The organism is Dyadobacter soli (assembly GCF_900101885.1).
Lineage (GTDB): Bacteria > Bacteroidota > Bacteroidia > Cytophagales > Spirosomataceae > Dyadobacter > Dyadobacter soli.
In genome coordinates this window covers 292,018-315,432 of the sequence record NZ_FNAN01000001.1, presented here as the reverse complement: position 1 = coordinate 315,432, position 23,415 = coordinate 292,018, and the positions used below count along the sequence as shown (strand labels likewise).

Genomic DNA, 23,415 nt, shown 5'->3' with positions numbered 1-23,415 from the left:
CCATTCATTTTATGAGTGAAGGTGCTATTGCCGCAACTATATTTGTAGCCAAGCTTTCGGGCAATCAAGCTGCAACTCAAATCAAAGTATGTCCTACAAAATTTCGCCACTTCCTCTAAGCATCGACCTTGAAACCAGGGCAGTTTTAAAGAAAGTTGCCGCTGCCCGCAGCGCGCTGGCGGAACTTAAAGGATCAGTGGCCGGGATTCCGAATGAGACAATCCTGATTAATACGCCATCATTGCAGGAGGCGAAGGACAGTTCGGCGATCGAAAACATTGTAACTACGCAGGACGAGCTGTACCAGTTTGACACCTTTGCCGGAAAGTTCAAGAATCTGGCGGCTAAGGAGGTACACACCTATGCGAGCGCGCTACGAAGCGGGTTTGAGATTGTGAAGGAAGCAGGTTTTGTGTCTAATAACCATATTTTACAGATTCAGGCAACGATCGAAGCCAATAATGCGGGATTCCGGCGGATGCCCGGCACTTGTAGTGGCCGATTTGGAGGTATCCAGGATTACCGCAACACGTTATCTTGATCAGCTGGCCCGAATCGGGATATTACACAAGCAGAAATTCGGGAGAGATAACTACTACATTAACCTGGATTTGTACGACCACCTGGGTAACGTTAACAGCTTTCCCCAGACTTGACAACATGTATAGAAAAGTCATGCTTTCTATACATATCTCAAAAACATGTATAGAAAAGTGCCATTTTCTATACATATCCAAAAAACATGTATAGAAAAGCAGCATTTTCTATACATATCACCCTTCATAAATCGCCGCAATGCGCTTCCGGAAATCCTCCGGTGCGTACCCGGTCTGTTTCCCGAAAAAACGGGTAAAATAGGCGGGCTCGGAGAAGCCTAGTTCATAACTTATTTCCTTGATAGGCTTTCGTACGTAACCGATTTCACGCTTCGCTTCTAATACGAGGCGCTCGTTGATCATCTGGCTGATGGTTTTGCCGAAGGAGCTGCGGGTGAGCTCGTTGAGGCGTTTGGCACTCAGAGAGAGCTCGTTGGCGTAGAAATCGGCTTTGCGTTGCCTGCGGTAGTTGGTTTCGATGGATTCGAGCAGCGTTTGGAGGCGCGGATCGCGGGGGACCGTCTCGCCGGCTTCCTTTTGGAGGTCGATGCAATGCAGGAACCAGCTGCGCAGGTAGGATTCGAGGATGGCCGGGCGCTTTGTGTCGTCGTATTCGTTGCGGATAAGGTCCAGCAGCGTGTTCAGGACAGGTTGGCGACAATCGGGTATCGTGACGGAGAAATTGGTGGAGTATTTGAAGAGTTTGAAAATGTCGTTGCCGATGAGCCGTTCGAAGAAATCTTTGGAAAAGGCCATCAGGAAACCACATTTGTCACCGCGGTCCATGCTGTGGACCTGGTCGGGCAGCAGGAGGAAAACCTGGTTGGGTTCGATGGGGTATTTGTTGAAATCGATGTAATGGGCCTGCTGCGGTTTTATATCGGTGAACCAGAGCACTTCATAAAAATCGTGGCGGTGGACACCGTTGAAAAAGTGTTCGTCGCCGCCTTCGATGGTCGCCATTTCAAAAAAGGCGTCACCCATGTCGTGCAGCGGGAATTCACTGCGCTGTTGCTCATGATGCTGCTCCTCTGTTGCCCTGCTACCTGTATAATCCATATCACTTCCTGCTGCTTGCTCCGCATTCGCTGCCGCAAATATCGTCTTTTCAACACAAATCCCCGCCGGGCATCGCTCCGGCGGGGTTTGTAGTACTTCTAAAACCCAAACTATTTGACCTTAACAATGGCTGTGATAGCTCCGCCTTCGACTTTGAGACCTTGCTTGGCGACCGCAGTGGCGATATCCACTGTGTAAACCCAGCTTCCGGCTTCGGTATTGATACCTACGAAGACGCTCTTTTTGTCATCGCTGACAGTATTGTTGTTATAGGAAGCCGATGACGACGCGAAAGCTTCCGGCGCACCGGTTACCCATGCAAATGTCTGATTGTAAGCATCGGCAATGGCCAATTTCTTGTTTCCGGATGCCTTACCCATGTCACCGTACATATAAAGCAGGAACTTGCCGCTGCCCAGGTAGGTCTGGTTAGCGATTTTATAGCCGCCCGATTTTTCCTGCACATTGAAGAAGTAGCTTTTGTCAAACTCCGTAGTACCTTTCTTGATACGCACAAACGCCGAAGGCTTGGTAGTAGTAGCCGCGCCGCTGTTGGTAGCCGATGCAGGCGAGAATCCATAAACATCGCCGTTTTCATCCACCGACAAACCGTTGTTGAAATACGAACCGATAAAGCTCGTGCGGTTGTCTTTGATCACCTTATCCAGCGTCATAGCCGGGTAATTGAACACGGCGATCCAGCTGCTATCCGGGAATGCCGTTCCGAACACGTCGGGAGCGGCGCCTTTGATGCTCATGTAAGGAGCGAAAACCTTGTCGCCCACCTGCGTAGCCCACGTGAAGTGCGCACGCTCGCCGTTACCTGCGAGGTTTACGATGTTAACCTGTCCTTCGCCTACGATTTTGGACTGATCGGCATTAATGCGGAACCACGAAGCGCTTTCGTTACCGCTTCTTGGAACCTTGATAGTGAGAATATCGTCACCCGCCGGTGCAAAAACCTGCACGGTTTCGCTTTGAAAATCAGATGTTTTTACCAGAGCACCTTTTTCATCCAATGCATAAGTGGTAACAGCGCCCGGGTTGCCCTGGCCATACAACAAGCTGAAAAACTTGCCCTTGTGCGTCAGGTAGTAACGGTAAGAGCCGTCCTGCTCGATCCCCTGCCCGATGGTACTGATGGTTCCCTGCGAAAGGTCGCCGGTAGTGAGGAGGTAATCGGCGACGCCCTGCGAGCCGATCGGCGCAGAAGCTACTACGTAGCGCGACTGGGTGCCATTGCCTGGTTCGGGCGTCGGTTCAGTTTTATCATCGTCACTGCACGCGCCCAAAGCGATGCCCATACCCGCTACGAAAAACCATTTCAAATATGACTTTTTCATTTTTTGTTTTTGATTGGATTATTGAATTGTTAGAGATTATTTACTGATGAAATAGCGCAATTTGACATAGAAACCACGACTTGGCTTCTGCAAGCTGAAATTATCGAACAGCTTCGCATCGAGCAGGTTTTTGCATTCTAATGAGACATTGTATTTACCGTCGGCCATCGCGTACACCACATTCACGTCGTGGCTCAGCTGCTCCGGAATGTCGAGCTTGTCGCTCCCGAGACTAGGCCAGTAGAGGTAATAGGCATGCACGTAGAGCAGGTTGTAGCCAAGCGTGAGCGTGTTGCCTTTTTTGCCGAGGTCTTTGAAGAAAACCGCCGCATCCGCATTGCCGAATAGGAATGGCATATTGGGAATGCGATCCCGGTACAGCGGGCTTTCAGTGGTATAGCCTTCCTCGAAACGTGTGTTGTTCCGCAGGTTTTGATAAGTAATGTTGGCCCCGGCCGTGAAAAGCTGGCGGAAGGAGTAGCGCACTTCGCCGTCGACACCGAAGTTGGTCACATCGGCCAGGTTATCCATTACCTGCTTGGTCTGGTTGGCGTTCAGGCGCGGACGGATAAAGCCCTGCGCGTCGCGGTAGAGCACATTGGCATCCACGCTGAACCGGTGCACGCGGTTGATCGCGCCATTGTAGCTGAAACCGAGGTTATAGTTGTAGCTCGTCTCCGGATCGAGTTCGATATTGCCTTCGAGGTTGAGCAAATCACCGAAGAGCTCGTCGGTTTCAGGCAGGCGATAACTCTTTTCAAATGAACCTTTTAGCTGGAAATTCTTGAAAAGAAAATAAGTGGAAGCGATGCCGTAACCCAGCTTTTCAAACTTGTTTCGCTGGGTCATAAAAGCTTCGTCGCCCCAGTTGCCCGTCGGGTTGTAAGAGACTGAAAACTTGTTGTTTTGCGAGAAATGTTTCAGGAAAAGAGAGGTGTTCCAACGCTCGCTATAATCGAATTTGTAACCCAATCCCAGTACATTCTTGGTATTCACGCGCGGCTGCTCGTACTTGGCCGATTCCGGGAAAAGCTCGTCGCGCCCTTTGCGGTTGAATGTATTCAGCACATTATTGATCGTAACCGAATGCCGCGGGTCGATCTGGTAGGTCACATTTGCCGTAGCCAGGCCGTTGTTGTTCCGGAATTTGTACAGCGAGCGCTCCCGTTCGCTACCCTTTCCTTCGTATTGTTTGAACTGCTGAAACCAGTTGTAGCGGCGGTATACCGTGTCTACATTCTGCTCCTGACCGAGGTTGTAATTCGCAGAAATATTGACATTCAACCCTTTAACAAACAGGTCTTTCTTCTGATACTTCAAACTCGGCATCACAATATTACCCTTGCGGTGCCACTGCCCGAAAACGCTCACCATCCGCGCGCCGGTCTGGATTTCGGCTTTGTTTTTACCCAATGTAATGCCCAGCAAAAGCCGGTCGGCGAACTTCTTGCCCACAACACCCACATTCGCGATCACCGTCTCATTATGATAGGTGTCGTGGAAACGGCGCAGGCGCTGGTTCCGGAAATACTCTCCCGTATTCACATCGGCCACGTCTACCGTGATCCAGTAATTGTTGTCCGAATAGTTCTGAAATGCATTCAGCTGGGCTGTAAAGCCATTCTTTGCCGTATAACCTGCATTGATCGCCGTGCGGTGCGTATTGAACGAACCGTAAGAATAGGAAGCATCGAGGTAGCTGTTCTGGCGGGTGTTCGTCACGATATTCACCGCGCCGCCCAATGCATCCGAGCCGAGCCAGATCGGCACCACGCCCTTATAAACCTCCACGCGCTCGGCGAGGTTGATAGGGATATTGTTCAATTGAAATGAGGAACCGAAATTATCCATCGGTACGCCGTCGAGGAAAAACTTCACCTGGCGGCCGGTGAAGCCGTTCAGCGAGAAGTTCATGTTCGAACCCACGCCCCCGCTCTCCCGTACACGCACCCCCGACACGCGGTCGAGTGCATGGGAAAGGTCCAGCGTGGAGTTTTGAAGCTTTTTGGCATCGATGGCCGTCACATTGTACGCCTGGCGGTTGATTTCCTTCGTCTCCGTACGGCCAATCACCGATACGGATTCCAGTTCGCGGGTCTCGGAAACCAGTTTGGCATTGTGTTTGAAATGATCGCCGGCTTTAAGGGTAATATCTTTGGATTGCGCCTGGTAGCCCATAAACGTCACCAGCAGCTTGTACGAACCGGGACGGACGTCTTTGAGGGTATACTTTCCATCGGCATTGGTGAAGGTACCGTGCGAGGTGCCTTTGAGGCTCACGGAAGCGCCGGGGAGCGTCTCGCCCTCCTCCGACCTGACCTGCCCGGTGAGGGTAACATCCGCCTGCTGGGCAAAGGCGACGAACGACAAGGCACAAAGGAGCCCTGTATGCAGAATTTTACTAATTTGCATTGCTTTAAATGTTTCAGCGTTTATAAGTAATGCGCTTCGGCGCAGCAAACCGGGTGGGTACCAGCCATCCGGTTTTTTACTTTGAATTGATGTCTTCGGGGGGATTTCAGATAGTGGTTAATTCATGCTTTCAGTTTTTTGAGGGTTATTGCAACATTTCAAAATGATAGTAGCGTAAGGAAGAGCAAACCGCACTGTACTTTTCGAACAACTTATTGAGTTATTTTATTAGTAAGTAGACTTATTCTAAATAACGCCACAAAAGTAGCCGCCCGGCGACAGTTACGCTTATACAATTTGCCGGTTTAGCTGGACAATTTGCACATTGGGGGATTTCGTAGGGAGATTGCGGGAGCGCGGGAGTGCGGATTTGACCGCCGACGGCCGACCGCGGACCGCCGATGGATTGTGTGGTACCGATATTGGGTGATGACCATGGACGGTCACACATTTGCTAGAAACAGGGGTCTCTCGGAACCACGAAACGGACTAGCAACTATCTTTCGATTGGACTACCGCGCTCGCCGGAGCCCTATTTATATTGGCTCACTCACCTAACCCAATTACCAATGCGAACCACCATGCTTCTTTCAATGCTGGCATTTGCCGCATTTCCGGCTTTTGCGCAGCATGAACATTCCAAACCCAATGCGACTGCCGACCCGTTTCAGTTTCAAACCGTTCGCAATGAGTGGCTTACCGATGCGGAACTTAAAGGTTACAAACTCGAATCGTCGGTGATGACCATCGCACCCGGTGCGAAGGATACGGTTAGCCACCGCCACGACTGCGATCTTTTCGGGTATATCCTGGAAGGAGAAGTGCAAATCGGGCTCGACCATGCGGCGCCGGTTGTTTACAAAGCGGGCCAGATGTTTTTCGAGAAAAGAAATGTGCTGCATTCGCTGGCGGCTAACCAGCTCACCGACAAGCCTTCCCGCGTGCTGTTGCTATTTTTAATAAAAGACGGCCGCAACGCCTACACGCCCGAATACCCTGCAAAGGCAGCCAAGAAATAGTTTCGGAGTAAAAAGTCTGGCCAAGCGCTGCGTCTGGAAAACGCCTCGGAGAGGCCACCTATTTATTGCATTGTCCAGTACGTAAAACGTTTGGCTCCGGAGGAGCATCCCGGGACTTGCCCAGGGTGCTCCTCCGGAGCCAAACGTTTTAGATGACCATTGCTAGAAACAGTAGGTTACTCCGGAACTGACGCAGCTACGCAACCTATTGCGGCCAGTATTAATATTTCAAACTCTTCAAATAAGCGATCGATTGCGGTACCTGCGTCGCGTAGCTTGGGCTTTCGTCCTCGATGTAGTAATGTTTGAGGCCTGCTTTTCTGGCGGCTTTCAGCACGGCGGGAATGTCGATTTGCCCGGTACCTAATGCCACGTCGTTCTCCACCGGCGTTCCGCCCGACATATTGCCCGTTATGCCTTTTTTCAAATCTTTCATATGCATGAGTTTGAAACGGTCGGGGTATTTGCTGATCAATGCGGCCGGGTCCTGGCCGGGGAAGAAGGTCCAGAGCATATCGAGCTCGAAGCTGACGTATTTCGGATCGGTTTTTTGGATAATATAATCCATGAGCGTGCCATCGCCGTGCTTTTCGAACTCGTAGCCGTGGTTATGGTAGCAAAATGTGAGGCCGAACTCGTCTTTCAGCTGCTTGCCGATCTTGTTGAAATCTGCGACTGTTTTTTCAGCCATTTCCAACGTAAAAGGGCCTTTGTGAGGCACCCAGGCCACGCGTACGAAGTTCGCGCCCAATGCTTTGGCATTATTACCCACTTCCTGGGTCTTGTTCAGCGCATCGTCATACCCTACCCCGAACGAGGAGCATTTGATCCCGCGTTCATCGAGCAGCTTGCGCAGCTCGGCCGCCGTCTTGCCAAACAGACTGGAGAACTCCATGTCGGTAATTTTCAGCGCCTTGATTGTATCCAATGTGGCCGCTGTATTTTTAGAAAGGCTGTTTCTGAACGTGTAGGAAACCATTCCCGGCTGATCGGGAAAAAGCGGTTTACCTTTCTGGGCCAAAGCCGGAGATCCGCAAGCCACAGCCGCGAAGAGTGCCGCATGGAATGCCCCGCGAAGCGATAAATGTTTAATTTTCATGAAAAATGGCGGTGAGGTTAGTGAGGTTCTGGTTATGTTTTTGAATTTATATCGTGATATAATAATGACGAAAAATGATGCTGTTCACCCTATAAGTATTGCGGTGCGCTGCACCTTTGCGTTACGGGGCCTGGCGTTGCAATGCTTCGGCGTATCTTTTGCCTAGTTCCCTTGCGGAGGCGGTGTCGAAATGCGTGTCGTCGCCTTTGTGGGTCAGGCCGGCGGCTGATGCGAGGGAAACCAGCTTGTTCTTTTTGGCATAATCGGTGATCACAGCGTTGATGAATGCTGCGTCCGGGTTTTTGGCCAGATAAAAATTACCGAGCGTTCCCACTACCAGCGGCACGTTCTCGGTATGCGTATCCCGGCGAAGGCGCTTGAAAAAATCGGCCAGTTTCTCAGCGTAAGCGTCCTTTTTCTGCGGCGAACTGTCGGACTCGCCCTGGTGCCAGATAATGCCTTTGATCGTTCCCCGTTTTTGTGCCTCTTTCACGCGGGCTAACATTTCGTCGTAGGCGTAAATCCCGGTTTGTTCATGCTTAGCGCCGGGCAGCCAGTCGTCGATGCCGCTGCCGCCTACCGCGCATGGAATGAGGCCGATCGGGCGCTCAGGGTGTTTTTTGAGGATTTCCTGCGCGAAAGTAAGGCCCGGGCCCACGCCCACGACGGTCGGTTTGTCCTGATGCAGGGGATCAGCGGCGATTTTCCATTCATTCTGGCGGTTAATGGCCCATATTTTGCGAGAACCGGGCTGAGAGGCGGCATCCGTCGTGCCACGTCCGGCCATGTTGGACTGCCCTATCAATAGGTAAAGGTCCATTTGTTCGGGCGCCGTCTGTGCGATGGCGGTACTCGCGCCTAAGAGCAGCCCCACCAGCACTTTCAAGTTTTTTAAATTTATCAATTTCATATTATCCGTTAATTCGACTATTGGAATACCACCAAAAGCAAAATGCCCGGGACATTTAACATCCCGGGCACTTGCTCTTTAACGGCCGATTGCATGTTTAACCATGGACAGCGGTCACTTTTTATCCCACCACACTTTGGAAACATAGGAATCGCCATTCGACAACCGACCTACCGCCTGTTCATAATTCGCTTTGTTGAGCAGCGCCTCGCGTGACGAGTAGATCGTCCTCCGCGGGATGGTACCGCCGGTTGACCCCTGGAACGGGCCGGGTTTCAACGTGGGATAACCCATTCTCCGCCATTCGATAAACGCTTCGTAGGAACGTCCGAAAAGCTGGATCCATTTTTGCGCCCCTATTTTTGCCAGCTTCTGCTCTTTGGTAAGGCCGGTAAACGACAATTCCTTTTCAAAAGCAGCAGGCACGGTCGTCACATTGTACGGCGCTTGCGCCAATGCCGCTTTCACGCCGTCCTGGTAGTATTTCTCGGCCTCCGCCGCGGTTCCGCCCCACCCTTCCAGCGCAGCTTCCGCTTTATAGAACGAGACGTCGGCAAACGACATCACCATGCAAGGTATCGCCGGACTGTAATCGCGGTTGAAGAATGTGAGCGTCGAAACGGTACTGTAATCGTCTTTGATGATGGTTTTCAGTATTTCGTCGGTCAATGCCACGCCTATGCCCTTGTATGCGGGTGTGCCCGCTTTCACGGAATTGACGCTCGGCTGCGCTATGCGCGGCAGGCGCGGATCGCTCGTGGTAACCAATTGGGTAACAAATGCATCGGCGAGGTATTTCAAATCGGGGCTTCCGGCCAAAAACTGGTTCAATACCGGATGCACGTTGGCATTGGTGGCATTGTTGTAGGTCGGTACGGTTGCGTCATCGGCGGCGCTTTCCAGCAGCGGCTGGCCCATCGCTTCGGTCACCGTCTTTTGTGCCAATGCAGGGTCGGCGTAACGAATGCGCATTCCCAGCCTCATTTTCAGCGAATTGGCATACTTTTTCCACTTTCCAATGTCGCCTTTGTAATAAAAATCCGCACTTCCGTAGCTCGCATCGCCGGGGGTAAGCTGCGCCATGGCCGCATTCAGGTCGTTAATGAGCGACTTGTAAATCGATTCCTGCGTATCGAATGCAGGCTTCGTATTCACTTCCGTCGGGCCGAGGGCTGTGCCGGAATATGGCACGTCGCCGAAAAGGTCGGTGAGACGCTGCCATACCGATATTTCGACAATGCGGGCGATGGCCAGCTTGCTCCGGCCGCTCGGGTCGTTTTCCTTCCCTTTCAAAACTTCGTTGCGGACCTGGCTGATGTTACGGATCAAGGTATAATGTGCGTCCCAGGTATTATTGTCGCTTTGCTCGATATACCGGGAGCTCGACACCAGCACGCCGCCCGCCCATTGCTGGATCCAGGAGCCGTACTGGCTGTTGGGTACCTCATATCCTTCCGAAAAAGCAGCGTCTTTCTGCACTTTCGAAAGCAGCAGGCCGGGGTCCACCGTCGTGACGGACGTGGGCGGTGTATTTATTTCCTCAAAATCGCCGGTGCAGGCCTGTGTAAGGCATATCGCACCGGTGAGCAGGATCGATGGGATGATATTTTTCATTTCTCAAAAATTTCCGGTTTGAATAATTACAACTCCACATTCAGGCTGACCCCGAAATACCGCAGCAATGGCAATGCGGTGGATTCGAGCCCAAGCGACGAGTTATTGACATTGAAGGAAGAAGCCTCCGGCGCAAAACCTTCCGTCTTGCGTTGCAGATAAAAGAGGTTACGTCCGTAAATGCCCGCACGGATACCCTTGAATGGCGTGCGGCTGACAAGTGTGTTGGGCAGCTGGTAGTTCAATGTCAGCTCGCGAAACATGATGTAACTTGCGTCGTTGAGCATTTCTTCGGGGATGACGTTGTCCTTGTCGGGTGCCACCACATTCCAGTATTCCTGCGCTTTCACCTGCTTCGTATTCGCCTGTCCGGTACCGACCCACGTTCCGTTTTCGGATTTGGAAGCCACTACCCCATCGGCCACGTAGGTACCGTCACGGCCCGGCAGCGTTTTCTTGATTGTGCCGTATACCAGCTCTTCGCGCAAGCTTTGTGAGTAAATCTTGCCGCCCTGGCTGATATCGAACAATCCGGACAAGCTAAGGCCTTTGTAGCGGAAGGTGTTGTTGAAACCGCCTATCCAGTTCGGCAATGCATTGCCCAGTTCGTAAAGGATCTTGGAATTGGATTTCAGGGGCAAACCGGTCGCGGGATCGATCAGCCGGTTCCCGTTATCATCACGGAGCCATTGGAAACCATTTCCTACAATGGTACCGAAGGGTTTGCCGGGCTCGGCTACCACATTCACGCCTCTGTCGGCACCAAGCACGTAGGTATCCACACCTTCCGCGAGCGCCACCACCTGGTTACGGTTTCTGGAAAAATTGAATGTCGCATCCCAGGTGAAACCGTCAGCCGTTTTAATGGGCGTACCATTCAGGGTCAGCTCCACACCGCGGTTACGGATTTCACCCGCATTGATCCGCCGGGAGGCAAATGTACTCGACGGCGGCAGGGGCACATCCAGGATCTGGTTTTTGGTTGACGCATTATAGTAGGCAAATGCCAGCCCCGCCCGGTTCTTGAAAAACCGCGCCTCCACCCCGAACTCGACGGAGGTCGTCAGCTCGTTTTTCAGATTGGGATCGGGAATGGTCGACGAGAAGGACGACAGCGGAACGCCGCCATGCGCAACCTGGTCCAGCGAGTACGTACCAGTGAGCTGGTAGGGCGAACCCGAGCTTCCCGCCTGCGCCACCGAAGCACGAAGTTTGAGAAAACTCAATGTATTGCTCCGGATATTGAATGCATCGGTAATCACAAAACTCGCGCTCACCGCCGGGTAAAAGAACGAGTTGTTTTCGGGTGAAAGCGTCGAAGACCAGTCGTTGCGTGCCGAAAAATCAAGGAAAAGGTATTCCTTAAACCCAACCTGCCCCGACAAATAGACCGAGTTGATCGACGATTCCGTCAGACCGAACACATAGGAATTGATCAGCGTGTTATTGATCGCGTACAAGCCGGGCACGATAAACTCGCTACCGGTGTTGCCCGTGGTCCGCGAATAGAATTTCTGGTGGTTGGCACCGAGGTTCAGGCCTAAGGAAATGTCCTTGGTCAGCTGCGGGGTCAGCGAGAGCAGGATATCGCTGTTGTCTTCCCGCACGCGGGTCACCTGCTCCGAAATATCCCCGTTTCGGTTGGCGCTCTGGTAGGTACCTTTTTCGCGGTAGCGCAGGCGCTGGTCGGTGTAGAAGTCGGTACCGGTCTTCGCGGTGAGCCGGATCCAGTCGTTGAACTGGTAACTCAGGCGGATCAGCCCGAGCAGCCGCTGGCGGTCGTCGGAATTGCGCGTATGATCGACGGTCCAGTATGGATTCGCGGTCGACGAATTGGTAGCATAAGTCTTTTCCATCCCTACAAACGGCACGGTACCATAGCCCAGTTGCTTCGCCACATCCTCGGCCGTCCATGCCGAGTTGGCCAGAATGCTCATGGGCATGCTGCGCGGCTGGCTGATGAACAGGTAGGCCGGGTTATCGCTCGCGTCGGAGACCGTCGGGCGATTGGCACCTTTCTGACCTATATAGTTGGCTTTCACGTCCAGTTCCAGCTTGGGAGTGATCTTGGCTACGGTGCGCAGGTTTACATTATTGCGTTTCAATGTGTTACCCGGCGTGTAGCCATCGATGTTGGTATTTCCGTATGAAAGCCGGTAGTTGATATTGTCATTACCCCCTTCCAGGCTCAGGTTGTTCACCAGTTGCTTTTCCTTTCTGAAAAAGGTTTGGAAGGTATTTGGCTGCGGGGAGAAACTGAGCACATTCCCCCATTGATCTTCATATTGCTGCCCATCCATACGCGCGCCCCAGCTCGCACGCGTAAAGCGGTCGCGACCGCCGCTGACCTTCGGCATTCCCTGGATATTCCCTGCCTGCGCTGCCGCCCAGGTGTAGATTTTGCCGTCGTTGCCGCGGAAATGCGTAAACGCGCCGTCGAGCCCCTGGCCGTATTCGTCCTGAAAATCAGGCAGTACCAATGCGTCGCCGACGGAATAATCGATGCCGTATCTGATACCGATACCTTTTCTGGATTTACCGGATTTGGTCGTGATCAGTACCACCCCGTTGCTACCGCGCTGGCCGTACAGCGCCGCCGCGTTAGGTCCTTTCAGCACCGATATCGATTCCACGTCTTCCGGATTGATATTGGAAATACCATCCCCGTAATCGATCCCACCCGTGGACGACGGCGCATTGGGGTTGCTGTTGTCCATCGGGATACCGTCGATCACGTACAGCGGCTGGCTGTTGCCGACCAGCGAATTGGAGCCCCGGATCACCACCCGCGACGACCCGCCGGCCCCGTTGGCCGACCGCGTCACCTGCACGCCCGCCATTTTTCCGGCCAGCGTGGTGGCAAGGTTAGCCTCTTTGGCCGTACTGACCGCATCGCCGCCGATTTCCTGGACAGAATACCCCAATGCACGCTTGTCGCGCTTGATACCCAACGCAGTCACGACCACTTCCGAAAGGTTCTGCGTGTCTTCCGCGAGGGTAACATTGATTTCCGACTGCGCACCCACCACCACTTCCTTCCGCACATAACCTACAAATGAGAAAACCAGTACCGCCGAAGCATCGTCGGCGAGGATCTCATACTTGCCGGCCACGTCCGTCGCCGTGCCGCGTGTTGTGCCTTTTACGAGCACGCTCACGCCGATCAGCGGCTCGCCTTTCGCATCAACGACCGTGCCCCGAACCGTCGATTCGGCGGCCTCCGTGCGTGTTACGGGTGCGAGCGACGCCAGCGGGCTGTTGTCCTGCGGCAATGCTGAACTTTCACGGGCCGGCACGGCATTTTCTTTCTTACGGCGCTCTTTCGTTGCCAGCAGCACATAAGTATTGTCCTTGATTTTCTTGTATTTCAAACCGGTGGAAGCCAGCAGCGCATCCAGGTTCTGTTCCAGCGTTCTTGCCGGATTCACGGCCGTAGACGAAACTTTGAGATCGTCCAGCAGCTTCTCCTCGAAGAGAATGTCGGCGCCGTAGCGCTCTTTCAGTTTCAGCAACGCGTCGCGCAGGCGTACGGGCTGTGTCTGCCGCGCTTCGGTCTGCGTGGGCTGTGCCGATGCCAGCAACTGCCCGAATCCCGGCGGGGGACACAAGCTGAGCATGGCGTAAAGGCCAAATGCCTTTGCCAAAGGTACATGTGGGTTCATGGTAGCGTTTGGTTGGTTAGTTAAAAGGGTCTAATTGGTGTCAGTTGAATCGGGAATGAGGCGTACCTGGCCGGCTTCGACCTGCACGCGCATGTCGAGCATTTCGGACAGCACCGACAGCAGCTCGTCGGCCTGCCGTGCCTTGAACGTGCCCGTTACCTGTCGGGCAGCCAGCGCCGGGTCGGTCACCATTATTTCCAGTCCGAAAACCGCATTCAGTTCACGGCTGGCGTCAGCGAGTGTGGTATGGTCGAAGTGGAAATGATGCTCCTGCCAGGTCACCGGGTCTTTCAGCTCCGTAACGGTAAGCGGTTGTATTGCGATTTTGCCGTCTGTCGCGACGGAGGCCTTTTCGCCGGGTTTCATATCGAGCGGAACAGCCATTTCCGCTGAGGAAATCTGTACTTTTCCTTTGCTCAAAACCACCTGCGTGCCTTTTTTGCGGGTATACACAAAAAACTCGGTGCCGAGCACGGTTACCTTCCCGTGATCGAGCGTGTAGACTGTAAATGGCTGATGATCGACCTGGTGTGTGACCACAAATCCGGCCTCGCCGGTGAGGTACACGTCCCTCCCAATACGCCCGAAGCCCCACCGGAGCAGTTTCAGATCGGAATTGGGTAAAAGCGATACGCGGCTTCCGTCGTTGAGCGCAACGGTCCGGCTTTGGGCATAACCGGTGCGGTAATGCCGGTAAATGAGCGCATCGTGGTAAAAATACCCTCCTGCACCTGCCATCAGCAATACGGCAGCCGCCACACGAAGCCAGTTCCGCCACCGGAGCGGCACCGTACCTTTGCTTTCCCGAGCGGAATCACCGCTTGCCGGCGGCCCTTCCAGCATTGTCTGCACATGCTTGAATGCCTGTTCCACATCCGGCAAAAACTGCGGATGACCGTTTTCCCATTCCTGCAACCATTCGAAATAGCGTTCCACATTGCCCGGTTCGCCGAGCCATTCTTCGATCAGCTGCTTTTGCAGCACCGTAGCCTGGCCCGAGAAGTAGGTGAAAAGCATTTCTTTGGATAATGGTGTGTTCATGCTGTAAGCTTGTCAGTTTTTTTTCAATGAGCGGCGCAGAATGTTAAGCGCCTTCGATATATGCCCTTCCACCGCCTTCACCGACACTTCGAGCTTCGCAGCGATTTCCTGGTACGACTTGCCTTCGAACCGGCTCAGCACAAATACTTTCTGGCATTGCGGCGGCAAGGTGTCGATCACCCGCTCCACCTGCATATAGAGCTCGTCCATTTCCATGATGTGATCGGGCAGGAGCATATCCGAACGAAAATCGTCGTCGAGCTCTTCTCGGCGGATTTTATGGAACTCCCAGCGCAGGTAAGTAAAGCACCGGTTGCGCACGGCGGTAAACAGATAAGCCCTGAAAGTGGTACTAATGCCCGTGTGCAGTTCTTTTTTCCAGAAATTCAGAAAAATTTCGGTAACCAGGTCTTCCGCGATTTCCTTGTTGTACACAAATCGCGCGGCGTGGCTGCAAAGCGGCCGGTAATAGGTCCTGAACAACAGCTCATACCCTTTTGCGGCATCCTGTTCGAATGTTTTGCGGAGAAAAAACTCCCTGTCAGGCAACGCGTTACCAGGCGCATTCGAATCCACGCCGGTCTCCCGCGGGTCGATTGGTCTTTCGCGGTCAGGCGCTTCGTCCGGTAAGTTTTCGGAAGGTTCGGGCGTCACGGTTCGGGGCTGGGTTTAGGCTGTACCCACAGGACAAAATTTGGAAAGGCTACCCTAGCTGTTCATTAAAAAACTTTCATTTTTTTAATTTGCACCCATAAAAATACGATACAATGCGCAAAAGCTTCATTCACAGCAAACCCCACCTCGCCCTGCTCCTCGCCTGCCCCGTCATCGCCATCATCGCCTGGTTTCGGCGCAGCTATACGGTAGATGTGCAATTTCACGATACTTATTATGTGCTCCCCGTTTACCTTGTAGCGGAGTTGCTGATCGCGATCATGCTTTTTGCCAGCCTGCTATATTGGGTCACGCGAAACCGCGCGGGCTTCCCGCAGCTGACAGCCGCACACGTGCTCGCGACGATCGGCATTGCGCTTTACATCGTGAGTACGACGGGCTCCGCGCCCAACACGGCAATGGATACCTGGAAACCGATGTCGCCGCAGCAGTACCAGGAATGGGAAGACCTGCGAATGCGGTTCATGATGGCGGTCGTCACGTTCGCCGCTTTCCAGGTTCTCTTGATCGCGAATTTGATTGTGAAGTGGGTTAAAGCCGGCAGATAATCGGAGTTAACCCTACGATAGTTTTTTGCTGGTTGAACATTACCGGTTCAGCCGGTCGAGGTATTTTAATGCATAATCTACATCCGTGACGTTTTTGTCCCAATTCCCTTCCCGCTCGATGTACACGTAGCCTTCGAAACGCTGGCGTTTCAGTTCGGCTATGATGGCCGGGTAGTCGATTACCCCCGTGCCTGCCATGACGTCGTTGGCTTTGAGGTTACCCGCTGCGTCGAGGTCTTTGATATGCAGGCAAATGATTTTCCCTTGAAGTGTTTGCAGGCATTTCACCGGGTCGAGGCCGCTGCGGACCCAGTGACCAATATCGGCACAGGCGCGGAAATGCGAACGGCCCTGCATTGCCATCACCACGGAATCGGGATGCCAGAAATAGCTCGATCCTTTGGCATGCTCGTGAATGGCTACTTTGACTTTATAATGCTCGGCCAGCTTCTCGATCGCGTCCCAATGCTGTTTTTGCGGCTCGGCGGTCAGGAATTCGAGGCCGATTTTTTGGGCAAATTCAAAATTGGCTTTCCAATCTTCCTCACTTTTACCATCGGCGTAGACCGACTTCATTTTCAATCCACGCTTGTCCAGCATTCCCTTCATTGTCTTAATCTCCTCGTCGGTCAGATTGGGGATAGAATGCCCGCCGAATGCATCGCCCAGTTTGTGAAAGAAGAATCCTTCGACATACAATGCATTGATACTGTCGGCCTTATCGAGCGCCTGTTCGAAGGGAAACCGGTTGAAAGAATACAATGCCACGCCGGGCTTCCATTTCATACCACCACCTGGGCCGGCCGGACGAAAATTGTAAAACAATGCGGAAACCGCCACCAGGACAACACCCAGCCCAATCAGTAAGTTATTCTTTTTCATACAATTGTCTATTTCAAATCAATTTATCCGGCGTAATGGGCAGCTCCCTTACCCGCTTACCGGTGGCGTGAAAAACCGCATTCGCGATCGCGCCCGCCACGCCTACAATGGCAATTTCTCCCAGACCTTTCGAACCGATGGGGTTGACGTGTACGTCGGGTTTATCGATATAATACACTTCAATGGGCGGCACGTCGGCATGGACGGGAATGTGGTAACTGGCAAAATCGTTGGTAACATACCGGCCGAAACGGTGATCCATCGCCGAATGCTCCATCAGTGCCATTCCGATACCACCGACAACCCCGCCGATCGACTGGCTGCGGGCGGTTTTGTAGTTGATAATCGTGCCCACATCCGCGCAGGTGACCACGCGCGTAACGCGTACCTCGCCCGTAAGCGGGTCTACTTCCACCTCCACAAAATGGCATCCGAACGAATACATCGAGTACTGGTCGCGCTCGGCACCCGATTTCGACTCCTCCGTTACTTCCAGCTCTTTTAATTGATGGTATTTTAAAATATCCGAATAATTAATCCCCTCTTTATCCTCACCTGAACTAAAAACCTGCCCATTCCTGACGACCGGCTGACCACCCGACCTGAACCGCTCAGACATTTCACCGGCCAAAGTGACCAACTTGCTTTTCAAAGCCTCGCAAACCACATGCACCGCCGAACCTACGCTCGGGATCGTGGACGAGCCATTCTGGCCCGGCGCATCGGGCAATGCGGAATGGCCCAGCTCGAAACGTATTTTTTTAGCATTCACACCCAAAACTTTCGCTGCAATGCGCGTCATGGCTGTGCCCGTACCGGGGCCGATGTCCATCGTGGCGCTTTGCACGATCACCGAGCCGTCGGCCTGCATCAACGCCCGCGCCTTGGACGGATGCCTATGGAAGCCATACAGGCTCGACGCCATACCCGACCCCAGCAGCATTCCGCCCCGCTTCACCGACCGCGGCTCCTGCATCCGGTTTTTCCAACCGAATTTTTCCGCGCCGAGCTCATAGCATTCCCGCAACGATTTCGCCGACCACGGCAGGTTCCGCTCAGGATCACTTTCGGCGTAGTTTTTCAGCCGGAATTCCAGCGGGTCCATCTTCAATGCAAATGCCAGCTCATCCATTGCCGACTCCAAAGCAAACATTCCCGTCGCATCGCCCGGCCCGCGCATCCACGTAGGCGTGTTTACGTCCAGCGGGAGCAGGCGGTAGCGCGTGGCCGCGTATGCGCTCGCGTACAATGCACGCGACGCAAGGACGGTGCGTTCCAAATGCTCCTCATAAGCCGAAGTCTGCCCCGTTCCTTCATGCATAATACCCGCCAGCTGGCCGGTTTTCGATGCCCCCAAAGTGAGTTTTTGAACGGTATAAGGCCGGTAACCGACGGAAGTAAACATCTGCTCGCGCCCTAGCACCAACTTCACCGGCCGCTTCACCTGCTTCGCCGCCATTACCGCCGCCATCGTATGCGGCCACACCCGGATTCCCGACCCGAACGCGCCGCCAATGTATGTCGCCACAACCTGCACTTTTTCCCTCGGCAGCTTGAATGCCTGCGCCAGTTGCCCCTGCGCGGATTTGACACCCTGATTTTTATCATAAACCGTCAGCTTATCATCCGCTTCCCAAACAGCGATGATCGCGTGCGGTTCGAGCGGCTGGTGGTGCTGGGTAGGAATGGTGTATTCGGCTTCGATCCTGACTTCGGCGTTGGTCAGCGCAGCCGCATCGCCCCGCGCATAATCCTGGAAAGGCGAATTTTTCGCGCGTTGCACATTCAGCGGAATGCCGGCTTTTGAGGTATTTTTTTCAAAATGTGTCTGATGGATTTCTTTCCGATAAGTCACCCGTACGAGCGAAGCCGCGTGCACGGCCTGCTCACGTGTGCCCGCCACGACCATCGCCACAGGCTGGCCGTCGAAATAGATCAGCGGGTCGTAAAATACGCGAAATGCCGTTCCAACCGGCGCCCGTTCTGCGGGCTGCTTTCGGGCGGGCCAGCCCGGTACCTCTATCGCGTTCAAATGGCTGATAACCGCCAGCACACCCGGCGCAGCTTCCGCCTCCTGCGATTCGATGGCGGTAATGCTGCCTTTGGCAATAGTGCTGGTCACTAGTACCGCGTGCGCGAGCTCCGGAACAACGTATTCGGCGGAGTATGTTGCGGTACCCGTCACTTTCACCGCCCCGTCGACGCGGCTGAGCGAGTTATCCGAAGGGTTATCCAATGATTTTCTGTTCATATGCTCTCAGGAAATGCCCGCTGCGGTTTTCAAAGCCGCCACCATTGCATTGGATGCCAATTTGATTTTGAATGCATTCTGCGCCGTGGCCTTCGCGCCTTCCATTTCGTGTTCGGCCACTTCCCTGAAAAGCTTTTCGGAAGGTACCTGTCCGCGCAGCATGAGGTCGATGGACCAGTAACGCCAGGGCTTGTGCGCCACGCCGCCGAGTGCCATCCGCGCATCCCAGATGCGGCCGCCGTCCATTTGCAGCGCCGCCGCCACCGACACCAATGCAAAGGCATAGGAAGCACGGTCGCGCACTTTCAGGTAATGGCTGTGTTTGGCAAATGCATTGTCCACCACCTCGATGGCCGTCACCAGCTCGCCCGGGCCCAGGTTGGTATCAAGTTCGGGCTGCTGGGTCGACAGCCGGTGAAAATCTTTCATCATTACCCGCCGCTCGCCATCCGGGCCGTTTATCACAACCGTCGTTTCCAGGGCAGTAAGCGCTACGCACATATCGCTCGGATGAACTGCGATACAAGAGGACTTTTCTATACCTCCAAAACCATTTCCCGCAAAAAATATGGCGTGCGTACGGTTAATGCCCTCTTCCGCGCCGCAGCCAGCGCCCGGTTTACGCTTGTTACAAGGCAATGCGAGGTCGTAAAAATAACTGCAACGCGTACGCTGCAAGAGGTTACCGCCTACCGTGGCCATATTCCGCAGCTGCCCCGACGCGCCTGCGAGTAATGCCTGCGCGAGCAGCGGCTGGCGGGTCAGCACGGCCTTATGCTGCGCCAAATCGCTGTTCAGCACCAATGCGCCGATACGGAGGCGGTCGTAGCGATGTTCTATTTTTTTTAATGGGAGATGATTGATATCGATCAGTTTCGAAGGCGACGCAATGCCCCGCTTCATCAGGTCGACGAGGTTGGTACCACCTGCGATGTACTGCGCTTCGGGGTTATCCGTGGCCATCGTAACGGCTTCCTGGACGGTTTTGGGACGGAGGTATTGAAACGGTTTCATACTTTCAGTCCCTCCTTCTTTACTTCCAAAATGGCGTCCACTATATTGGGGTAGGCACCGCAGCGGCACAGGTTACCGCTCATATATTCCCGCACCTCCCCGGCCGACCCCGCGCACCCCTCGCGTATGCACGCAACACCCGACATGATCTGCCCCGGCGTGCAATACCCGCATTGGAAACCATCGTGCTTAATGAATGCTTCCTGCAACGGATGCAGCTTTTCTCCATCCGACAGCCCTTCAATCGTTGTTATTTTCGCTCCATGCTGCATCACCGCGAAAGTAAGGCAGGATAGCGTCCTGCGGCCATCCACGTGTACGGTGCAAGCTCCGCATTGCCCGAAATCACAACCCTTTTTGGTACCGGTAAGCCCCAGGTTTTCGCGAAGCAAGTCCAGCAATGTCATCCGCGGGTCAATGGTAATGCGCTTGCGTTTGCCATTGACAGTGAGCGACAATTTCACCTTCACCGCATTACCCACCGGTCCGTCGTCGGGTGCCAGCGCGGCTTGCAGGAAATCCGCCGGCGCCATCGAAAGACCGGCGATGAACATGGATTGTTTCAGAAAAAAACGTCGGTCTTCGTTTTCGGCATCGGGCGGAATTGCGTCTCGGTCGGGTTCCATGGTCGTTCAGTTCGGTGATAATGTATTGAAAAGAGCGATTGGGGTGTGATTTACCGGATTTTACTAAAAATGCCGTCAGGCATGTAACAACAATGCTTTGCTGTTGCATGCCTGACGGCATTTGCGATACGTCTTGTGCGATTCGTTGCTACCGATATTACATCGCTACGCGATTTAATTGCTGCATTTGAATACCACTATCATTTAAAATCACTCGAATTCCACGTCTTCGCCTTTCCGGCAACGATTTCGGCATTGATCGTCTTGCTACCATATTTCAAAACCCGCTTCTGCGCATTGGGCGATACGAGCGTCACGGATTTCAATTTACCATTCTCCCAGACTTCATCGACCGTCACATTACCGCGTGCTTTCAGACCCTTCACGGAGCCGGTGGCCCAGGCGTCGGGTAATGCGGGCAGCAGTTCGATTACGCCGGTTTGCGATTGAAGTAACATTTCGGCGACGCCGGCTGTGGAGCCCATGTTGCCGTCGAGCTGGAATGGCGGGTGGGCGCAAAGGAGGTTGGCGTAGGAGCCGCCGCCGTCGGCCATATTGGTACCCTGGTCGGCTACGGGCCGGAGTACGCTTTTGAACAGCTTGTGTGCACGGTTACCATCCTGCAAGCGCGCCCAGAAATTGACTTTCCATGCCAGCGACCAGCCGGTACCGTCGTCGCCACGGGCATTGAGACTCACGCGTGCGGCCTCGGCTTCGGCGGGGGTTTTGGTGATAGAAATCTGCTTGCCCGGGTGCAACGCATACAGGTGCGACACGTGGCGGTGGTGGTTGGTGGAGTCGTCGACGTCCTCGCGCCATTCCTGCAACTGCTTCCAGCGGCCGATCTGCAAAGGCAATATCTTGTCGCGGGTAGCGCGGGCTTTTTGTGCGAAATCGGCGTCGATACCCAGCACGGCTGCGGCTTCGGCGGTGTTGTTGAGCACATCCCAGGCCATTTCGTGGTCCATGGTGGCGCCGGTAGAAATACCGCCGTGCTCCGGCGAGTACGAGGGTGACGACACGAGGTGACCTTTGCCGTCGCTGGTGAGGTAATCCATCCAGAACTCCGAAGCTTCCTTCATCACCGGGTAGGCGGTGTTTTTCAAAAATGCCTTATCATTGGTAAATGCATAATGCTCCCACAAATGCTGGCAAAGCCACGCCGCGCCGCCCGGGAAAAAGCCCCACGGGAAATCCCAGCCCGGCGAAGTATAGCCATAGGCGTTCAGCATCGTGTTCACGATCCATCCTTTGGCATTGAAAAACTCCTTCGCAGCCAGCCGGCCCGGCGCTACAATGGATTGCGTAAAATCCATCAGCGGCAAATGGCATTCCGAAAGGTTGGTCGCCTCGGCTGGCCAGTAGAGCATTTGCACATTGATATTGGTGTGATAATCGTTCGCCCAGGGCGGGTTGGTGCTGTCGTTCCACTTGCCTTGCAAGCTCATGGGCATCGTGCCGGGGCGCGTCGAGGAAATCATCAGGTAGCGGCCGTATTGGAAGTAAAGTTCTTCCAAACGGGCATCGGGTTGTCCGGCGGAATAGGCCTTCTGGCGTTGGTCGGTGGGAATGGCGGGTGCAGTGGCATTGCCTAATGTCAGCGCGACGCGGTCGAACAGGCTGTGGTAATCCTTTTGCTGCTCGGCGAGCAATGCGGCGTAGGTTTTTCCGGCCGCTTTGGCCATGGCGGCGGCATTCGCCTTTTTGTAATCATTACCCTTATAATCAGGGAATTTCATAATGTAATCCGTCGCCACGGTGTGCACAAGCAGAATGGATTTCGCATTGGTTACCGTCAACACGCCATTGTTGAATGCGGTTTTACCGTCGGTATCTATACGGTAGGTAGTTTCAAACTCCTGACGGTTATCTTTTAAATGCCCGCCGAAAGTGTATTGATTTTTGGTAAACTGCTCATAATCTTTGGCATGCGGTGTTTCAAAGCGGATGGAATAGGTTTCCGGCGTCGAGGAAGTGAACCGGTATACCATTACTTTGGAAGGATAATTACCCAAATACGTCCTTTCAAAATGAGTACCGCCTGCGTCGTAGCTCACTTTACCCAATGCGTCCGAGATATTGAGCTCACGACGGTAGTTCTGTACGGCGCCTTTGGAAGGCATTTTTATAAAAATATCGCCCACCGTTTGCTGTGCGCCGAAATCGGAAGAGGGTGTATTCTCCTTTTTTTCGTGGATAACACCGGTCAGTTCCTTGTTGGCCAGCGCGTGCGCCTCCTTCATTTTCCCGGCGGCGAGCAGCTCGCGCACCTGCGGCAAGTGTTTGTAGGCTTCTTTTTTTAACCCAAAATTATACTCGGCATTGGCCCCTTTACCACCCGCCCAAAGGCTGCCTTCCGAAAACTGGATCCGTTCTTCCTCGGTTCCGCCAAAAAACATGGCGCCCACGTGGCCATTACCGATCGGCAATGCCTGGGTCATCCATTCTTTCGCGGGCTGGTCGTACCAGAGCGACAAAGGTGCGGGTTGCGGTTGGGGATTCGGCTGCGCTTGCAGCGGCGCGCTCAGCGGACTGAATGCGGCGACAGCGCAAATGAGTAGGCCTGGGAGTATTTTCTTCATAAAGGTTTTGGCAAATAATGGTAAAATTAGATGCCGTTTTTGAATTAAAAAATGGATTTTCCGCCAGTCGCAGGAAAATCGA

At 53.6% G+C, this 23,415-nt stretch carries 18 protein-coding genes; 4 read left to right on the top strand and 14 right to left on the bottom strand.

Annotated elements, in window-relative coordinates; all coding sequences use genetic code 11:
• Positions 1-88: 88 nt before the first annotated feature.
• Together BLQ88_RS01110 and BLQ88_RS37495 are read left to right on the top strand one after the other, a co-directional pair.
• Positions 89-541, top strand: a complete 453-nt coding sequence (locus BLQ88_RS01110) for a Fic/DOC family N-terminal domain-containing protein (RefSeq protein WP_090145869.1) — start codon at positions 89-91, stop codon at positions 539-541.
• On the top strand, positions 462-656 hold the full coding sequence (locus tag BLQ88_RS37495; RefSeq protein WP_374754746.1) for a hypothetical protein: 195 nt from the start codon (positions 462-464) through the stop codon (positions 654-656). Before BLQ88_RS01110 ends, BLQ88_RS37495 begins: the two co-directional genes overlap by 80 nt.
• 117 nt (positions 657-773) lie before the next feature.
• Here BLQ88_RS37495 and BLQ88_RS01100 read toward each other — a convergent pair whose 3' ends face one another.
• From BLQ88_RS01100 to BLQ88_RS01090, 3 genes are all read right to left on the bottom strand, one after another.
• Complete coding sequence (locus tag BLQ88_RS01100; RefSeq protein ID WP_090145864.1) at positions 774-1,655, bottom strand: helix-turn-helix domain-containing protein; 882 nt, start codon at positions 1,653-1,655, stop codon at positions 774-776.
• Between the two features lie 110 nt (positions 1,656-1,765).
• Positions 1,766-2,998 carry a DUF4374 domain-containing protein gene (locus BLQ88_RS01095; protein ID WP_090145862.1) on the bottom strand — a complete coding sequence of 411 codons (1,233 nt, stop codon included), beginning with the start codon at positions 2,996-2,998 and terminating at the stop codon, positions 1,766-1,768.
• Between the two features lie 36 nt (positions 2,999-3,034).
• Entirely contained in the window at positions 3,035-5,410 is a 2,376-nt protein-coding gene (locus BLQ88_RS01090) for a TonB-dependent receptor (RefSeq protein WP_090145861.1), read from the bottom strand.
• Between the two features lie 569 nt (positions 5,411-5,979).
• Here BLQ88_RS01090 and BLQ88_RS01085 point away from each other — a divergent pair.
• Positions 5,980-6,429 (top strand): cupin domain-containing protein, encoded by a 450-nt coding sequence (locus BLQ88_RS01085; RefSeq protein WP_090145859.1) that lies wholly within the window; start codon positions 5,980-5,982, stop codon positions 6,427-6,429.
• Between the two features lie 220 nt (positions 6,430-6,649).
• Here BLQ88_RS01085 and BLQ88_RS01080 read toward each other — a convergent pair whose 3' ends face one another.
• From BLQ88_RS01080 to BLQ88_RS01055, 6 genes are all read right to left on the bottom strand, one after another.
• Entirely contained in the window at positions 6,650-7,528 is an 879-nt protein-coding gene (locus tag BLQ88_RS01080) for a sugar phosphate isomerase/epimerase family protein (protein ID WP_090145857.1), read from the bottom strand.
• A gap of 121 nt (positions 7,529-7,649) precedes the next feature.
• Positions 7,650-8,438 (bottom strand): sialate O-acetylesterase, encoded by a 789-nt coding sequence (locus BLQ88_RS01075; protein ID WP_090145855.1) that lies wholly within the window; start codon positions 8,436-8,438, stop codon positions 7,650-7,652.
• Between the two features lie 114 nt (positions 8,439-8,552).
• Positions 8,553-10,052 carry a SusD/RagB family nutrient-binding outer membrane lipoprotein gene (locus BLQ88_RS01070; protein ID WP_090145853.1) on the bottom strand — a complete coding sequence of 500 codons (1,500 nt, stop codon included), beginning with the start codon at positions 10,050-10,052 and terminating at the stop codon, positions 8,553-8,555.
• A gap of 26 nt (positions 10,053-10,078) precedes the next feature.
• Positions 10,079-13,714: a SusC/RagA family TonB-linked outer membrane protein gene (locus BLQ88_RS01065; protein WP_229212516.1), complete on the bottom strand. Its 3,636-nt coding sequence runs from the start codon at positions 13,712-13,714 to the stop codon at positions 10,079-10,081.
• Positions 13,715-13,744: 30 nt separating this feature from the next.
• The gene (locus tag BLQ88_RS01060) at positions 13,745-14,755 is read right to left on the bottom strand and encodes a FecR family protein (RefSeq protein ID WP_090145851.1); all 1,011 of its coding nucleotides are present in this window, start codon (positions 14,753-14,755) and stop codon (positions 13,745-13,747) included.
• A gap of 12 nt (positions 14,756-14,767) precedes the next feature.
• Positions 14,768-15,409 carry an RNA polymerase sigma-70 factor gene (locus BLQ88_RS01055; protein WP_090145848.1) on the bottom strand — a complete coding sequence of 214 codons (642 nt, stop codon included), beginning with the start codon at positions 15,407-15,409 and terminating at the stop codon, positions 14,768-14,770.
• Between the two features lie 113 nt (positions 15,410-15,522).
• Between BLQ88_RS01055 and BLQ88_RS01050 the strand changes: the two genes are divergently transcribed.
• Positions 15,523-15,978 (top strand): hypothetical protein, encoded by a 456-nt coding sequence (locus tag BLQ88_RS01050; RefSeq protein WP_090145846.1) that lies wholly within the window; start codon positions 15,523-15,525, stop codon positions 15,976-15,978.
• A 39-nt stretch (positions 15,979-16,017) separates the two neighbouring features.
• Here BLQ88_RS01050 and BLQ88_RS01045 read toward each other — a convergent pair whose 3' ends face one another.
• The 5 genes from BLQ88_RS01045 to BLQ88_RS01025 form a co-directional block, all read right to left on the bottom strand.
• On the bottom strand, positions 16,018-16,860 hold the full coding sequence (locus BLQ88_RS01045) for a sugar phosphate isomerase/epimerase family protein (RefSeq protein WP_090145844.1): 843 nt from the start codon (positions 16,858-16,860) through the stop codon (positions 16,018-16,020).
• Positions 16,861-16,873: 13 nt separating this feature from the next.
• Positions 16,874-19,111 (bottom strand): xanthine dehydrogenase family protein molybdopterin-binding subunit, encoded by a 2,238-nt coding sequence (locus BLQ88_RS01040; protein WP_090145843.1) that lies wholly within the window; start codon positions 19,109-19,111, stop codon positions 16,874-16,876.
• A 6-nt stretch (positions 19,112-19,117) separates the two neighbouring features.
• Complete coding sequence (locus tag BLQ88_RS01035; protein WP_090145841.1) at positions 19,118-20,125, bottom strand: FAD binding domain-containing protein; 1,008 nt, start codon at positions 20,123-20,125, stop codon at positions 19,118-19,120.
• Positions 20,122-20,751, bottom strand: coding sequence for a (2Fe-2S)-binding protein (locus BLQ88_RS01030; protein ID WP_090145839.1), 630 nt, complete (start codon positions 20,749-20,751; stop codon positions 20,122-20,124). The genes BLQ88_RS01035 and BLQ88_RS01030 overlap by 4 nt, the downstream gene beginning before the upstream one ends.
• A 200-nt stretch (positions 20,752-20,951) precedes the next feature.
• Positions 20,952-23,333 (bottom strand): glycoside hydrolase family 95 protein, encoded by a 2,382-nt coding sequence (locus tag BLQ88_RS01025; RefSeq protein ID WP_090145837.1) that lies wholly within the window; start codon positions 23,331-23,333, stop codon positions 20,952-20,954.
• Positions 23,334-23,415: the final 82 nt, after the last annotated feature.

What these genes read in the sequence shown, in the direction of transcription:
- BLQ88_RS01110 (WP_090145869.1), top strand. Translation starts at nt 89, where the DNA reads ATGTCCTACAAAATTTCGCCACTTCCTCTAAGCATCGACCTTGAAACC.
- BLQ88_RS37495 (WP_374754746.1), top strand. Translation starts at nt 462, where the DNA reads ATGCGGGATTCCGGCGGATGCCCGGCACTTGTAGTGGCCGATTTGGAG.
- BLQ88_RS01100 (WP_090145864.1), bottom strand. Translation starts at nt 1,655, where the DNA reads ATGGATTATACAGGTAGCAGGGCAACAGAGGAGCAGCATCATGAGCAA.
- BLQ88_RS01095 (WP_090145862.1), bottom strand. Translation starts at nt 2,998, where the DNA reads ATGAAAAAGTCATATTTGAAATGGTTTTTCGTAGCGGGTATGGGCATC.
- BLQ88_RS01090 (WP_090145861.1), bottom strand. Translation starts at nt 5,410, where the DNA reads ATGCAAATTAGTAAAATTCTGCATACAGGGCTCCTTTGTGCCTTGTCG.
- BLQ88_RS01085 (WP_090145859.1), top strand. Translation starts at nt 5,980, where the DNA reads ATGCGAACCACCATGCTTCTTTCAATGCTGGCATTTGCCGCATTTCCG.
- BLQ88_RS01080 (WP_090145857.1), bottom strand. Translation starts at nt 7,528, where the DNA reads ATGAAAATTAAACATTTATCGCTTCGCGGGGCATTCCATGCGGCACTC.
- BLQ88_RS01075 (WP_090145855.1), bottom strand. Translation starts at nt 8,438, where the DNA reads ATGAAATTGATAAATTTAAAAAACTTGAAAGTGCTGGTGGGGCTGCTC.
- BLQ88_RS01070 (WP_090145853.1), bottom strand. Translation starts at nt 10,052, where the DNA reads ATGAAAAATATCATCCCATCGATCCTGCTCACCGGTGCGATATGCCTT.
- BLQ88_RS01065 (WP_229212516.1), bottom strand. Translation starts at nt 13,714, where the DNA reads ATGAACCCACATGTACCTTTGGCAAAGGCATTTGGCCTTTACGCCATG.
- BLQ88_RS01060 (WP_090145851.1), bottom strand. Translation starts at nt 14,755, where the DNA reads ATGAACACACCATTATCCAAAGAAATGCTTTTCACCTACTTCTCGGGC.
- BLQ88_RS01050 (WP_090145846.1), top strand. Translation starts at nt 15,523, where the DNA reads ATGCGCAAAAGCTTCATTCACAGCAAACCCCACCTCGCCCTGCTCCTC.
- BLQ88_RS01045 (WP_090145844.1), bottom strand. Translation starts at nt 16,860, where the DNA reads ATGAAAAAGAATAACTTACTGATTGGGCTGGGTGTTGTCCTGGTGGCG.
- BLQ88_RS01040 (WP_090145843.1), bottom strand. Translation starts at nt 19,111, where the DNA reads ATGAACAGAAAATCATTGGATAACCCTTCGGATAACTCGCTCAGCCGC.
- BLQ88_RS01035 (WP_090145841.1), bottom strand. Translation starts at nt 20,125, where the DNA reads ATGAAACCGTTTCAATACCTCCGTCCCAAAACCGTCCAGGAAGCCGTT.
- BLQ88_RS01030 (WP_090145839.1), bottom strand. Translation starts at nt 20,751, where the DNA reads ATGGAACCCGACCGAGACGCAATTCCGCCCGATGCCGAAAACGAAGAC.
- BLQ88_RS01025 (WP_090145837.1), bottom strand. Translation starts at nt 23,333, where the DNA reads ATGAAGAAAATACTCCCAGGCCTACTCATTTGCGCTGTCGCCGCATTC.